This window comes from Streptomyces sp. NPDC001717 (assembly GCF_042892775.1).
Taxonomy (GTDB): Bacteria; Actinomycetota; Actinomycetes; order Streptomycetales; family Streptomycetaceae; genus Streptomyces.
In genome coordinates, this window is sequence record NZ_JBIAUK010000024.1 from 30,616 (window position 1) to 44,047 (window position 13,432).

The window sequence follows — 13,432 nt, forward strand, 5'->3', positions numbered from 1 at the left end:
CGGGCGCCGCCCCCGCCCCCCCCCCCCCCGCGCCCCGGGGCCTCCGGGGGGATCCGGGGCCCCGCCCCCCCCCCGCCGGGCGGGGCCCCCCCCCGCCCGGGGGGGGGGGGGGGGGCGCCCCCGTCTCGTATACGAAAATCAGGTCAACGGGTCAGCGCGGTCGCTGGCCCTTCATGCCGCGCCCGGGGATGGGCCCCTTCGGCAGGGGCATGTTCGACATCAGGTCGCCCATCGCGCGCAGCTTGTCGTTGACCTCGGTGATCTGGGGACCGGCCAGGACGCGCGGGAGCTTGAGCAGGGTGGTGCGGACCTTCTTCAGGGGCACCTCGCCCTCGCCGTTGCCCACGATGAAGTCGTGCACCGGCACGTCGGGCATGATGCGGGCCATCTTCTTCTTCTCGTTCGCGAGAAGGAGCTTCACCCGGTTCGGGTTGCCCTCGCCGATCAGCACGACGCCGGCCTTGCCGACGGCCCGGTGGACGATGTCCTGGCTCTTGTTCATCGCGATGGCGGGGGTGGTCGTCCAGCCCCGGCCCACGTTGTCCAGGACGGCCGCGGCCGCACCCGGCTGGCCTTCCATCTGCCCGAAGGCAGCCGCCTCGGCCCGCCGTCCGAAGACGATCGCCATCGCGAGGAACGCCACCAGGAAGCCCAGGATGCCCAGGTAGACCGGAGCGTCGATCAGGAAGCCGATCGCGAGGAAGACACCGAAGGTGACGATTCCCACGCCCGCGACAATGAGACCGACCTTCGGGTCGGCCTTGCGCGTCATCTTGTACGTCAGGGCGATCTGCTTCAGTCGCCCGGGGTTCGCAGCAGTCTCTGCGTTTGACTTCCTCGCCATACAGCGAGTTTACGTGGCCTGCGGGGTGCGGGTCGCCGCGGCCTCAAGTACGTGTTCGGTTTCGACGCGGTCCTTGGCCCGCCGCCGGTCCTCGAGGACCGCCGTCCAGGCGTTGCGACGGGCGCCGCTCATCAGCAGGGATTCGAGGCCCCGGAAGGCGTCGGACAGGGTCGGGATGGCGATGGCGCGTACGGGCGCGGCCTGCATGGTGTCGATCCCTTTCACGGTGCCGGTGTGTGCGTTCTGTGGATCCAGCGTCACTGACTGGTGTTACCAGCGCATGACCGGCGGGTCAATCGTGACGAAAGATTGACGCGGCCCGCCGGACTCTCCCTCGAAAAAGAGCCTAGGGGCCGCGTCGATGCGGTGTTACCCGTTAGTAGGTGTTTGTGCGCGAGTTCACACGCCCGCGGCGCGCTTCTCCATGCCCTCGGTCGAGCTCCGCCTCGCCACCGCTTCGGCCGCGTGCCCGCCCTCGTTCCTCGGACGGACCCGCAACCTACGCTCCGGCTCGGCTGCGCTTCTCCATCGCCTGGGTGTACAGGCGCCCGGCGCGGTACGAAGAACGGACCAGCGGGCCCGACATCACGCCGGAGAAGCCGATCTCCTCGGCCTCCTTCGCCAGCTCGACGAACTCGGCCGGCTTCACCCAGCGCTCGACGGGGTGGTGCCGCGGCGAGGGGCGCAGGTACTGGGTGATGGTGATGAGCTCGCAGCCGGCCTCGTGCAGCTCCTTCAGCGCCTCCGAGACCTCCTCGCGCTCCTCGCCCATGCCCAGGATCAGGTTGGACTTGGTGACGAGGCCGTAGGCGCGGGCCTGGCGGATCACGTCGAGCGAGCGCTCGTAGCGGAAGCCGGGACGGATCCGCTTGAAGATGCGCGGCACGGTCTCGACGTTGTGCGCGAAGACCTCGGGGCGGGAGGCGAAGACCTCCTCCAGCAGCTCCGGGACCGCGTTGAAGTCGGGGGCCAGCAGCTCGACCTTGGTGTGACCGGCCTCGCGGCCCGCCGTCTGCTGGTGGATCTGGCGCACGGTCTCCGCGTACAGCCAGGCACCGCCGTCGGCCAGGTCGTCGCGCGCGACGCCCGTGATGGTGGCGTAGTTCAGGTCCATCGTGACGACCGACTCGCCGACGCGGCGGGGCTCGTCACGGTCCAGGGCCTCGGGCTTGCCCGTGTCGATCTGGCAGAAGTCGCAGCGCCGGGTGCACTGGTCGCCGCCGATGAGGAAGGTGGCCTCGCGGTCCTCCCAGCATTCGTAGATGTTGGGACAGCCGGCTTCCTGGCACACCGTGTGCAGTCCTTCGCCCTTCACCAGGGCCTGCATCTTGGTGTACTCGGGACCCATCTTCGCCCGGGTCTTGATCCACTCGGGCTTGCGCTCGATGGGGGTCTGGCTGTTACGGACCTCCAGGCGCAGCATCTTGCGTCCGTCGGGTGCGACTGCGGACACGACCGGCTCCCTGTGACTTCGATTCTTCGGCGCCCACCAGGGTACGCCCGTAATTCGTACGCTCTTACGTCCGGCCAACCTGCGGGGGACCAGGCGCATTCCCCTCGGCTAGCCGCCGAGCGCGGGCTCTATGTCGCGGGGCTTCAGTTCCGCGTGCTCCAGTACGTCCTTCAGGTGACGTTCGACGACCGGGAGCACCTCGGCGATGGTGATCTCCCGGCCCAGTTCGTACGAGAGCGAGGTCACACCCGCGTCGCGGATCCCGCACGGGATGATCCGGTCGAACCAGGCGTTGTCGGGGTTCACGTTGAAGGAGAACCCGTGCATCGTGACGCCCTTGGCGACGCGGATGCCGATGGCGGCGAGCTTGCGGTCCTCGCGGCGCTGGCCGGCGTTGGACGGGGCGTACTCGGGGCCGTGCAGTCGGGCGTCGAACTCGTCGTCCCCGGTGCGCGGGTCGGCGGCGGGCGCGGCGAGGTCGAGCGTGAGGCCGCCGAGGCCGCCGAGCTTCGGGCGGTCCTCGATCGGGTCGCCCAGCACCCAGACCCCGGAGCGGCCCTCGATGCGGGTGGTCTCCAGGCCGAATGCGGCGGCGGTGCGGATCAGGGCCTCTTCGAGGCGGCGGACGTGTGCGACCACGTCCACCGGGCGGGGCAGCTTCATGATCGGGTAGCCGACGAGCTGGCCGGGGCCGTGCCAGGTGATCTTGCCACCGCGGTCCACGTCGATGACGGGGGTGCCGTCGAGCGGGCGCTCGCTGGGGTCGGTGCGCCGGCCGGCCGTGTAGACCGGATCGTGCTCCAGCAGCAGGCAGGTGTCGCCGATCTCGTCGGCGAAGCGCGCCGCGTGCACCCGGCGCTGTTCCTCCCAGGCCGCGGTGTACTCGACGGACTCCGGCCCGAAGCCCAGATGGACAAACCCAAGCTCAGCCACCGCAGCGCCTCCTCGTTGAACCTGCTGTGTGCACCTATCGCACTCAGCAAGGGTACGGCGGCCCCGCGGGCGTCTCGGCGGGGGTCGCCGACGGGCCCTGGGGCAGGGTCTGCGGCGGGGCTTCCAGCGGGGGCCAGGGCAGTTGTTTCGGCCTGCGACGACCCTTCTGCGGGCGGTCCGGGTCCTCGTCCGCGCGGGGCAGCCGCCGGTGGCCTTCGGAGTGGTCGTTGACCCAGCCGCAGACCCCGCACGCGTAACGCCCGTCGAGCCCCGCGATGTAGGTGCCGCAGCGCCTGCACTCGGCCTCCGTCAGCTCGGGCGGGGGCAGCGGAGCGGTGGATTCGGGTCGCTCCTCGGGGAGCTGAGCCCGGTGGGGCCGGCGGGTCATGGGCCGCAGCCTATGCGGAGGGAGGGGGTCAGTCCGTAAAGGGCCCTACCCATTCTGCACACGATCGGATGAATGTAGGGCAGAGAGGGCGGTGCGAGCGGAGTTCGCCGCTACATTCACGCCGTTCACAGGGCCGGGACACCGGTCCGTCACCCCAGGAGACCGTGGAGCCGATGACGGAACGACCTGCCCAGCGTGTCCCCAACCGGCAGCTCGCGGCGCTGATCGCGGAAGCCGGGTTCTCCAACGCCGGGCTAGCCCGCCGCGTCGACCAGCTCGGTCTGGAGCACGGTCTCGATCTGCGGTACGACAAGACGTCCGTGACCCGGTGGCTGCGCGGGCAGCAGCCCCGCGGGACCACCCCGGCACTGATCGCCGAGGTCTTCACCCGGCGGCTCGGGCGGCGGCTGTCCGCACAGGACCTGGGGCTGGACGCGTGCGCGCCCGTGTACGCGGGGCTGGAGTTCGCGGCCACCCCCGAGGAGGCGGTGGACATCGCGAGCGGGCTGTGGCGCAAGGACTCCGGCTCGCACGCCGAGCTGCGGAAGATCGCCTTCACCCCGGCCGGGCTGGTCGTGCCCAGCCGGGACTGGCTGATCGGGCGGGCCGACGAGCGGGTGGGCCGCGGAGCGGAGACGGCGGCCGCGGCGGCCGCCGCCGCGCCGGCCCGCGTGCCGGTGCAGGGCCGCACCTCGGTGCCCCGGCAGCGCCAGATCGACCGGGGACCCGGGCAGCGGGTCACGGGCGGGGACATCGCCGCGCTGCGATCGGTGGGCGAGCTGTTCCGCACCCTGGACCACGCCTACGGCGGCGGCCACGCCCGCCAGGCGCTGGTGCGCTACCTGGAGCACGAGGCGGAGCCGATGCTCCGCGGGACCTACGGCGAGACCACGGGGCGGCGGCTGTTCGCGGCCGCCGCCGATCTGACCCGGCTCGCTGGCTGGACCTCGTACGACATCGCCGCGCACGGCCTCGCCCAGCGCTACTTCGTGCAGGCGCTGCGGCTGGCGCAGGCCGCGGGCGACCGGCCGTACGGGTCGTACGTGCTGGTCACCATGAGCCGGCAGGCGGTCTACCTGGGCCACGGCCGGGAGGCGGTGCAGCTGGCCCGCGTCGCCCAGCAGGGCGTCGGCTCGGGCCCGCCGCCGGTGGTGCAGGCGCTGCTGCACTCGGCGGAGGCCCGGGGGCACGCGGTGCTCGGCGAGGTGCGGGCGGCGACGGCCTCGCTGGTGCGGGCGGAGCGGGCGCTGGGCGCGGCCCGGCCGGGGGACGACGTACCGCACTGGGCGCGGGACTACGACGAGGGGCAGCTCGCGGACGAGTTCGGGCACTGCCACCGGGACCTCCAGCAGTACCGGGCCTCGGCGCAGCACGCGGAGCGCTCGCTCCAGCTGCGGGCGGCGGGGTACGCGCGTTCGCGGCTGTTCTGTCGGGTGGTGCTCGCGACGGCCCGGCTGGGGCTGGGCGAGCTGGACCAGGCGTGCGCGCTGGGCGCGGAGGCCGCGCAGCAGGCGATGGAGATGCGGTCGGTGCGGGCGGTGGAGTACGTACGGGACTTCGAGCGGCGCCTGGAGCCGTACCGGGACGCGTCGGCCGTGCGGACCTATCGGGACCGGGTCGCCGCGTTGTCGTGAGCCTGCGGCGCCGGCGGGGCTGGAGTGGCCCCGCCGGCGGTGGTGGGTGGTTCTCAGGCCGCCACCGGTAGCGCGGGCCGGTCGGGTGCCGGGAGCGGGATGCCGAAGTCGCGCAGGACCGCGGCGCCGGCGCGGCGGGCCGAGCTCAGGGCGCCCTGGACGGTGTTGGTGTCCCGGTGGTCGCCGCACACGTAGAGCCCGGCCAGGACCCGGACCGGGCGCCGCGGGTCGCGCGGCGGCGGCATGGCGGGGACGGCCTCGGGGGTGTGGTGGACGGCCAGCAGCTCCCAGTCGCGGGTGGCGCAGTCGTAGAGCCGGGCGAGGCGCGAGGCGACCGTACGGGTGGGCGGCGGCGGGCCGAGCACGGTGGTGGTGACCAGGCTCCGGCCGGCCGGGGCCCGCGTCGGGTCGACCGCGCTCATCACGGCGGTGTGGGAGACGGGCCACTTGGGGTCGCCGTCCAGGAGGAGCGAGCCGTCCCAGGGCAGGGGTGCGGCGGTGGCGTGGTGCAGGACGGTGACCTCGTGGAACGCGGGCACGCGCAAGCCGGGCAGGAGCTCGGCGGCGGCGCGGGCGCCGGTGGCGAGGAGCACGGAGCGGCAGGTGAAGTCGCCGTGGTCGACGGTGGTGACCAGGTTCGTGGCGACCGAGCGGACCCGGACCCCGGTGCGCACGGTGCCGGGCGGCAGGGCGGCGGCGAGCAGGTCGGGCAGGGCGGCCGCGCCGCCTTCGGGTACGGCGAGGCGGCCGCGGGCGAAGGTGCGCAGGGCGAGGTCGGCGACCCGGCTGGAGGTGGTGAGTTCCGGGTCCCGGAGCAGGGTGGCGAGCAGGGGCCGGAGCACTCCGTTGACGGTGCGCGGCGGCAGGCCGCGGGAGCGCAGGGCGGCGAGGGCGGTGCGTTCGGGCCGGGCGAGGAGCTTCTCCTCGGGCAGGGCGGCGAGCCGGCCGAGGGCCGCGCTGAGCCGGGCCTGGTCGAGCGAGCCGCTGGCCAGGGCGCGGGCGGGGGTGAGGGCGCCTGCCCTCAGTTGCTTCCCGTCGGTGTGGACCAGTACCCCGGGCGCGAACGGGCGCAGGGTCAGCTCCTCCAGGCCGGGGGTGCGTTCGAGTTCCGTGTACGAGGTGTTGAGCAGCTGGCCGATCCGGTCCAGCCGGAAGCCGTCGGCCGACACGGTGGCCATCCGGCCGCCGGGATCGTCCGCGGACTCCAGGACGGTGACGGTGACCCCCGCCGCGATCAGGTGGTGCGCGGCCGCGAGTCCTGAGACCCCGGCTCCTACGATGACTACGTCTGCGTGGTTCGAGCTGCTGAGCACGTGCCCCTCCCCGAGGTCGGCGCGGCTGTGTGGGAATCCTCCTTCCCCCAACCGGCTCCGGGGGAACCCGAGTTCGGCGTGCTATTACGGTCGGTTCCGGTCGCACGACGGTCGCATCCGGGTCACAAACGGTCGCACACGGTCGCACGCGCCGCGGAACAGGGCGTTCAGAGGGCGGCGCGAAGGGCGTCCTCGATGCCCGGGTGCCGGAACTCGAAACCGGACTCCAACAGCCGCTTCGGGCGCGCCCGCTGACTGCCGAGCACGTCCGAGGAGAACTCCCCCAGCGCGACGCGCAGCGCGACCGCCGGCACCGGCAGCAGGGCGGGCCGGTGCAGCACCCGGCCCATGGCGGCGGTGACCTCGCGATTGGTCAGCGGCTCGGGGGCGGTGAGGTTGACGGGGCCTTCGAGGGAGGGCGTGTCGATGATGTGGCGCAGGGCCGCGACCTCGTCCCGGAGGGAGATGTACGACCAGTACTGGCGGCCGTCGCCGAGCCGGCCGCCGAGGCCCGCCTTGAAGAGGGGGAACATCCGCCCCCAGGCCCCGCCCTCGCCGGCCACGACCAGTCCGGTACGGGCGAACGCGGTCCGGATCCCGGCCTTCCGGGCGGGTGCGGCGGCGGCCTCCCACTCCACGCAGACCGAGGGCAGGAACCCCGTCCCGGCGGGCGAGCTCTCGTCCACGACCCGGTCGCCGGTGTCGCCGTAGTACCCGACGGCGGACCCCACGACGAACACCCGCGGCGGCTCGTCGAGGGCGGCCACCGCCCGTGCGAGGGCGGCCGTGCCGAGGACGCGGCTGTCGCGGATCTCCTTCTTGTACGCGGCCGTCCACCGGTGGTCGCCGATGCCGGCCCCGGCGAGACCCACGACGGCGTCGCAGCCGGCGAGCGCCTCGGGGTCCACGTGGCCGCGCGCCGGATCCCACCGTGCCTCGTCGCCCGCGGCGGGTTCGCGGCGTACGAAGCGGACCACCTCGTGCCCGTCCTCCCGGAGGGACCGCACGAGGGCGCTGCCGATGAGTCCGGTCGAACCGGTGACTGCGATGCGCATGGGGCCCATCCTGCCGGGTCGCTGAGCCCGCTGGGCACATCTCCGCACCCCGGCGCGGGCGGACCCCACGGACAGCCCGGCTACGCCGGGCCCCGGGGCTCCGCCCCGGACCCCGCTCCTCAAACGCCGGAGGGGCTGGATTCGGCTGATGCCGTCTGCCACCCGAGCCTCGCCGGGCGACATCCCCAGCCTCGCCGGCGTTTGAGGCGCGGGGTCCGGGGCAGAGCCCCGGGGCCGGGCGGCAGCCCGGTTCGGCCGGTCAGGTGGTGGTGCCCAGCCAGGTGCCCACCGCGTAGGTGACGGCCATCGCCAGCGCGCCCCCGCCGACGTTGCGGGCGACCGCACGCAGCAGCGGCGCCCCGCCCAGCCGTGCGCTCAGCACCCCGCACAGGGTGAGCGCGACCAGCACCGACACCACCGTCACCGGCACCCGCGCCGACGGCCCCGGCAGCAGGATCGCCGTCAGTGGCAGCAGCGCACCCACCGTGAAGGCGATGAGGCTGGCGAAGGCCGCGTGCCACGGGTTGGCCAGTTCGTCGGGGTTGATCCCGAGCTCCACCCGGGCGTGCGCCCGCAGCGCGTCCCGTTCCGTCAGCTGCTCGGCCGCCTCGCGCGCGACGTCCCGGCTGAGCCCCCTCGCGGCCAGCAGGTCCGCGAGCTCCTCCAGCTCCGCCTCCGGTTCCTCCGCGAGCTCCCGGCGTTCCATGTCGAGCGCGGCCCGTTCGGAGTCCCGCTGCGAGCTGACGGAGACGTACTCCCCCGCCGCCATCGACAGCGAGCCCGCCAGCAGTCCGGCGACCCCCGCCGCGAGGATCGCCGAGCGCGAGGTGGTGGCCCCGGCGACGCCGACCACCAGGCCCGCCGTGGAGATGATCCCGTCGTTGGCGCCGAGTACACCCGCGCGCAGCCAGTTCAGCCGGGTGCTCATCTCCCCGCTCGTCGAGCCGCCGCCCGTGCCGTGCGCCTCGATGTGCGCCTGCGTCGGGGTCTTCCGGGAGCCGCCGTCGTTTGCCGTCACGCCACCACTGTCGCGGCAGCCGCTCCGCCGGGCCACCCGGCGGACCGTCCGGGGTGCGCCGGCCCGGCGCCCGTACCAGGGTGGAGTAGTGAGACGCGGACGCGAGGATCCGGGTTGGCTGCGCGGCGAAGCGCCGCCGCGCTGGGCCAGGCTGGCGCCCGTGGTGGCCCTGATCGTGCTGGTGCTCGCCCAGCGGATCACCCCGGGCGACGTGGAGCTCGGGTTCTTCCTGGCCGGCCTGCCCCCGGTGGCCGCCTTCGCGTACGGCCCGGTCGGGACCGCCGTCTTCTCGAGCATCGTTCTCGTGCTGCTCGGGGCGCCCACCCTGGTCAAGGCGCATCCCCAGGGCACCGACCTGGCCACGGTGGCCGCCGTGGGGCTGCTCAGCGTGGTGATCTCCTGGGTGCGGCGGCGCCGGGACGCGCAGCTGGTCAGCGTCCGGACGGTCGCGGAGGCGGCGCAGCTGGCCGTCCTCCCGCCCGTCCCGGACCGGGTCGGCGGGGTGCGGTGCTCCGGCCTGTACCGGGCCGCGCAGCGCGGCACCCTGGTCGGTGGCGACCTGTACGACGTACGGGCCGGTCCGTACGGGGTACGGGCGCTGATCGGGGACGTGCAGGGCCACGGGCTGGCGGCGGTCGGCACGGTGGCGGCGCTGCTCGGGGCCTTCCGCGAGGCGGTGCTCGACGACAAGGAGCTGGCGGCCGTCGCGGCGCGGCTGGACCGGCGGCTGCTGGCGGACACGGAGGCGGACTCCTCCGCGCAGGCCCCGGAGCTGTTCGCGACGGCCGTGCTGTTGGAGTTCCCGCCGGGGCTGGACCTCGTACGGGTCGTGTCCTGCGGGCACCCGCCCGCGCTGCGCGTGCGCGGGGCGGAGGTGGCGGAGGTGGAGGTGGAGCCCGGCCCCCCGCTGGGCCTGGGGCTCGCGGGGCCGGCCCCGCCCACGGTGTCGGAGCTGCCGGTGCGGCCCGGTGACCGGCTGCTGCTGCACACCGACGGCGTGACGGAGGCCCGGGACCGGGCGGGGCGCTTCTACCCGCTGGCCGCGCGGGTCCCCGTACTCGCGCGGGACCCGGACGGCCTGGTCGAAGCCGTCTGGCGGGACCTGTCCGCCTTCACCGACGGCGGTCCCCCCGACGACGTGGCCCTGCTGCTCCTGTCGCTCGACGGCCCGCGTGACCGGGACGGCGTGACCGGGACGGCCTGACCGGCACACCCGTGACCGAGGCGGCACACCCGTGGCCGACGCCGGCCCGCCGGGTCTCCCTCCCGGCGGGCCGGCGCCCGCAAAGCCCGGCGAAGCCGGCTCACGCAGCCTGGATGAACGCCCGCACCATCCTGCAGGTGACGTTCGACGGGCGGTGGATCCCCGTCCGGACGGCCATCGTCCGGATCTTGCGGTTGGTGGCGCGACGGGCGTCATACGTCCCCGAGTCGAGCAGGGATATCGCCAACCGCATCGCCTTCAGACGGCGGTTGTGGCTCTCGTACCACTCGCGGGGCAGGCCCGCGGGAAGCGGCTTCTTCTTGATGTTCTGAATGGTCATGGCAGTGGCCATCTACAGCCTCCCAAACGGTAGTTGGCTTCCTGTCGTTCTCCCTGAATTTTACCGGGGACCACTGACAAAAGCCCTGGCCGGGCAGGCCCTGGATAGGCTGGGCGCCATGGAGATCTGGATCAATCCCGCCTGTTCCAAGTGCCGCAGCGCGCTGACCGTGCTGGACGCGGAGGGCGCCGACTACACCGTGCGCCGCTACCTGGAGGACGTGCCCTCCGAGGACGAGATCCGCGAGGTGCTCGGCCGCCTCGGGCTGGAGCCCTGGGAGATCACGCGCACCTCCGACCCCCTGGCCAAGGAGACCGGCGTACGGGAACTGCCGCGCGAGGAGACCGACGAGGCGCGGGACCGCTGGATCGCGCACCTGGCCGCGCACCCGAAGCTGATCCAGCGTCCGATCATCACCGCCGAGGACGGCACCGCCGTGGTGGCCCGCTCCGAGGAAGCGGTCCGCGACGCGCTCTCACGCAAGGGCTAGGGCGACTTCCCGGGGCGCCGTCAGCGGCAGCGCGTGGTGCGAGACCCCCGGCAGCACGTCGACCCGCGCGCCCGGCAGCGCCGCCCGTGCGGCCCGGGCCGCACGGGCGGCGTCATGACAACGGGCGCGCTCGGCGAACAGGACGCGGACCGGCAGCCCCCCGAAGCCGGCCGGGTCCGGGCGCGGCCCGGTGACGGGGCGGACGACGGGAAACCCGGCGACCTCGTCCTGGAGCCGCAGCCAGTCCTCGTCCAGCACGGCCCCGCCGGTCTCCCAGGCGAGGAAGGAACGGATCCGGCGCGGGGTGGGGCGCAGCAGCACGGGCAGCGCGCGCAGCACGTAGGCGGGACGCAGTCCGGTGAACACCTGGGTCGGGTCGACCAGTACGAGGCGGCCCAGCCGGTCGGGGCGGGCCGCCGCGTAGTGAGCGGCGATCCAGGCCCCGTACGAGTGCCCGACGAGAGTCACCGGACCGCCCGGACCGCCTCGACCGCCGGGACCGCCTCGACGGCCCGGACCGTCCGGAGCGAGCCCGTCGAGCACGGCGTCGAGCCAGCCGACCAGATCCCCGACGCCCCGGATCGACCGACCCGGCGCCGGAACGCTGAGTCCGGGCTCCCCCACCAGGTCCACGGCGTGCACCCGATGACCGTCGACGAGCCCGGCGGCGCAGGCGCCCCACACCGTGGACGTGGCCCCGCCGCCCGGGAGCAGCACCACCGGCGGGGCGTCGGCGGGGCCGCAGCTGTTGATGCGGGTGACCCCGTACGGAGTGGCCGACTCCACGCCCTCGACCGGCCCGGGCCACCGCCCGAGCACCTCTTCATAGGCAGCACGAAACGACATGAAGACCGCTCCAATACCTCACCGGGCGATAATCTCGCTCAACGAGACATCCTAGGAGGCGCCATGCCCGACGACAACCTGCACCCGGTCCACCTCCTGCGGGCCGTGTCCGTCGAATTCGGCCTGCGTCAGGCGGAGTTCGCCGCCCGCAACGGCATGCACCCCACCGACGTGCGGGCTCTGATCTGCCTGCTCGACGCGGCCCGCGCGGACGAACCGGCCACGGCCGGGCTGCTCGGCGCCCGCCTCGGCCTCAACTCGGCCGGGACCACCTCCCTGATCGACCGCCTGGAGCGACTCGGCCACGTCGCACGGATCCGCGACGACCGCGACCGGCGCCGGGTCCTGCTGCGCGTGGAGCCGCAGGCGATCCGCCTGGGCCAGGACTTCTTCGGCCCCCTCATCGACGGGCTCCTCGACGTCCTGGACTCCTTCGAGCCCGCCGAACGGGACACCGTGCGCCGCTTCCTGACGGCCGCCCACACCGTCTTCACCACCCGAGAGCCGGGCGCATGACCGGCAGCGACCTGCACCTGGAGCTCCCCGCCACGGGCGCCCGGCGCACCGCCTTGGCGCAGGCCCTGCGGGAAGCCGTGCGCACCGGCCGACTGGCCCCCGGAACACGACTGCCGCCGTACCGGACGCTCGCCGTCGACCTGGGGCTCGCCCGCAACGCCGTGGCCGACGCCTACGCCGAACTGGTCGCGGAGGGCTGGTTCACCGCCCGCCAGGGCTCCGGCACCCGCGTCGCCGAAACCACCGCGACGCCCACCACACCGACCGCCGCCGTCGGCCCCTCCCCCTCCGCCCCGCGCCACGACCTCCTCCAGGGCAAGCCCGACCCCGCCTCCTTCCCGCGCGGTGCCTGGGCCGCGAGCGCCCGGCGGGCCCTGGCCGGCGCGCCCACCGAGGCCTTCGGCCCCGGCGACCCCCGGGGCCGCCCCGAGCTGCGACGGGCCCTCGCGGCCTACCTGTCCCGGGCTCGCGGCGTCCGCACCACCCCCGCCAACATCGTCGTCTGCTCCGGCTTCGCGAACGGCCTGCGCCTCCTGGCGTCCGTCCGCCCCCGGGACTGGGCCGTGGAGGCGTACGGACTCCCCTTCCACCACGGCATCCTCGAAGCCGCCCGGGTCCGGGCCCACGCGCTCCCCCTCGACGAGGACGGCGCCCGCACCGACGCACTCCCCTCCCGGGCCCGCACGCTGCTGCTCACGCCGGCGCACCAGTTCCCCACGGGCGGCCGCCTGTTGCCCGCCCGCCGCGCCGCCGCCGTGGAGTGGGCCCGCGGCGCCGACGGCCTCATCGTCGAGGACGACTACGACGGCGAGTTCCGCTACGACCGCAAGCCGGTCGGCGCCGTCCAGGGCCTGGCCCCCGAGCACGTGGTGTACGCGGGCTCGGTCAGCAAGAGCCTCTCCCCCGCGATCCGCCTGGGCTGGTTGGCCCTCCCGGACCACCTGCTCGACGAGGTCCTGGCGGCGAAGGGGCAACGGGAGTCCTGGGCGAGCGCCCTGGACCAACTGACCCTGGCCGACTTCATCGAATGCGGCGCGTACGACCGCCACGTCCGCACCATGCGCAAGCGCTACCGGCGGCGCCGCGACCAACTGACCACCGCCCTGGCGGCCGACGCCCCGCACCTACGGGTGACGGGCATCGCGGCGGGCCTCCACGCCGTGGTGGAACTCCCCCCGGGCCGCGAGACCCCCACCCTGGCTGCGGCCCACGCGGCGGGCCTGGCCCTGGACGGCCTCTCCTCCTACCATCACCCGTCCGACCCGACCCCACCCCGCGAGGGCCTGGTCATCGGCTACGCGGCCCCACCGGACACCGCCTTCACCCGGGCCCTGGACACCCTGTCGCAGGTGCTGCGCGGTGTGCCGTAAGGCGCGGGGGCGTACGCGTGCCGCAAGC

At 74.3% G+C, this 13,432-nt stretch carries 15 protein-coding genes; 5 read left to right on the plus strand and 10 right to left on the minus strand.

Going from position 1 to position 13,432, the window contains the following annotated elements:
- Nucleotides 1-151 precede the first annotated feature (151 nt).
- From ACFYZL_RS29520 to ACFYZL_RS29540, 5 genes are all read right to left on the minus strand, one after another.
- Nucleotides 152-844 carry a DUF4191 domain-containing protein gene (locus ACFYZL_RS29520; protein WP_384758010.1) on the minus strand — a complete coding sequence of 231 codons (693 nt, stop codon included), beginning with the start codon at nucleotides 842-844 and terminating at the stop codon, nucleotides 152-154.
- A gap of 9 nt (nucleotides 845-853) precedes the next feature.
- The gene (locus ACFYZL_RS29525; RefSeq protein ID WP_376661931.1) at nucleotides 854-1,051 is read right to left on the minus strand and encodes a hypothetical protein; all 198 of its coding nucleotides are present in this window, start codon (nucleotides 1,049-1,051) and stop codon (nucleotides 854-856) included.
- A gap of 292 nt (nucleotides 1,052-1,343) precedes the next feature.
- Nucleotides 1,344-2,297, minus strand: a complete 954-nt coding sequence (gene lipA / locus ACFYZL_RS29530) for a lipoyl synthase (protein WP_384758013.1) — start codon at nucleotides 2,295-2,297, stop codon at nucleotides 1,344-1,346.
- Nucleotides 2,298-2,405: 108 nt separating this feature from the next.
- Nucleotides 2,406-3,230, minus strand: a complete 825-nt coding sequence (gene lipB, locus ACFYZL_RS29535; RefSeq protein WP_384758015.1) for a lipoyl(octanoyl) transferase LipB — start codon at nucleotides 3,228-3,230, stop codon at nucleotides 2,406-2,408.
- Nucleotides 3,231-3,273: 43 nt separating this feature from the next.
- Entirely contained in the window at nucleotides 3,274-3,618 is a 345-nt protein-coding gene (locus ACFYZL_RS29540) for a hypothetical protein (RefSeq protein WP_384758018.1), read from the minus strand.
- 173 nt (nucleotides 3,619-3,791) lie between these two features.
- Between ACFYZL_RS29540 and ACFYZL_RS29545 the strand changes: the two genes are divergently transcribed.
- Nucleotides 3,792-5,252, plus strand: coding sequence for a regulator (locus tag ACFYZL_RS29545; RefSeq protein ID WP_388683096.1), 1,461 nt, complete (start codon nucleotides 3,792-3,794; stop codon nucleotides 5,250-5,252).
- A 53-nt stretch (nucleotides 5,253-5,305) separates the two neighbouring features.
- Here ACFYZL_RS29545 and ACFYZL_RS29550 read toward each other — a convergent pair whose 3' ends face one another.
- The 3 genes from ACFYZL_RS29550 to ACFYZL_RS29560 form a co-directional block, all read right to left on the minus strand.
- On the minus strand, nucleotides 5,306-6,565 hold the full coding sequence (locus ACFYZL_RS29550) for an FAD-dependent oxidoreductase (protein WP_384758024.1): 1,260 nt from the start codon (nucleotides 6,563-6,565) through the stop codon (nucleotides 5,306-5,308).
- 167 nt (nucleotides 6,566-6,732) lie between these two features.
- The gene (locus tag ACFYZL_RS29555) at nucleotides 6,733-7,629 is read right to left on the minus strand and encodes a TIGR01777 family oxidoreductase (protein ID WP_388683098.1); all 897 of its coding nucleotides are present in this window, start codon (nucleotides 7,627-7,629) and stop codon (nucleotides 6,733-6,735) included.
- A gap of 250 nt (nucleotides 7,630-7,879) precedes the next feature.
- A complete protein-coding gene (locus ACFYZL_RS29560; RefSeq protein WP_384759256.1) occupies nucleotides 7,880-8,548 on the minus strand; it encodes a VIT family protein in 669 nt (222 codons plus the stop codon).
- Nucleotides 8,549-8,726: 178 nt separating this feature from the next.
- On the opposite strand from ACFYZL_RS29560, the gene ACFYZL_RS29565 reads away from it, so the two are divergent.
- Nucleotides 8,727-9,842 carry a PP2C family protein-serine/threonine phosphatase gene (locus ACFYZL_RS29565; protein WP_384759250.1) on the plus strand — a complete coding sequence of 372 codons (1,116 nt, stop codon included), beginning with the start codon at nucleotides 8,727-8,729 and terminating at the stop codon, nucleotides 9,840-9,842.
- A 100-nt stretch (nucleotides 9,843-9,942) separates the two neighbouring features.
- Here ACFYZL_RS29565 and ACFYZL_RS29570 read toward each other — a convergent pair whose 3' ends face one another.
- Nucleotides 9,943-10,194, minus strand: a complete 252-nt coding sequence (locus ACFYZL_RS29570; protein ID WP_388683101.1) for a hypothetical protein — start codon at nucleotides 10,192-10,194, stop codon at nucleotides 9,943-9,945.
- Between the two features lie 106 nt (nucleotides 10,195-10,300).
- On the opposite strand from ACFYZL_RS29570, the gene ACFYZL_RS29575 reads away from it, so the two are divergent.
- Nucleotides 10,301-10,672 (plus strand): ArsC/Spx/MgsR family protein, encoded by a 372-nt coding sequence (locus tag ACFYZL_RS29575; RefSeq protein WP_388683103.1) that lies wholly within the window; start codon nucleotides 10,301-10,303, stop codon nucleotides 10,670-10,672.
- Here the strand turns inward: ACFYZL_RS29575 and ACFYZL_RS29580 are convergent.
- Nucleotides 10,658-11,518 carry an alpha/beta fold hydrolase gene (locus tag ACFYZL_RS29580; RefSeq protein ID WP_388683106.1) on the minus strand — a complete coding sequence of 287 codons (861 nt, stop codon included), beginning with the start codon at nucleotides 11,516-11,518 and terminating at the stop codon, nucleotides 10,658-10,660. The two genes, ACFYZL_RS29575 and ACFYZL_RS29580, sit on opposite strands and share 15 nt — an antisense overlap.
- A gap of 63 nt (nucleotides 11,519-11,581) precedes the next feature.
- On the opposite strand from ACFYZL_RS29580, the gene ACFYZL_RS29585 reads away from it, so the two are divergent.
- Nucleotides 11,582-12,034: a MarR family transcriptional regulator gene (locus ACFYZL_RS29585; RefSeq protein ID WP_384751275.1), complete on the plus strand. Its 453-nt coding sequence runs from the start codon at nucleotides 11,582-11,584 to the stop codon at nucleotides 12,032-12,034.
- The gene (locus ACFYZL_RS29590) at nucleotides 12,031-13,404 is read left to right on the plus strand and encodes a PLP-dependent aminotransferase family protein (protein ID WP_388683110.1); all 1,374 of its coding nucleotides are present in this window, start codon (nucleotides 12,031-12,033) and stop codon (nucleotides 13,402-13,404) included. The genes ACFYZL_RS29585 and ACFYZL_RS29590 overlap by 4 nt, the downstream gene beginning before the upstream one ends.
- Nucleotides 13,405-13,432: the final 28 nt, after the last annotated feature.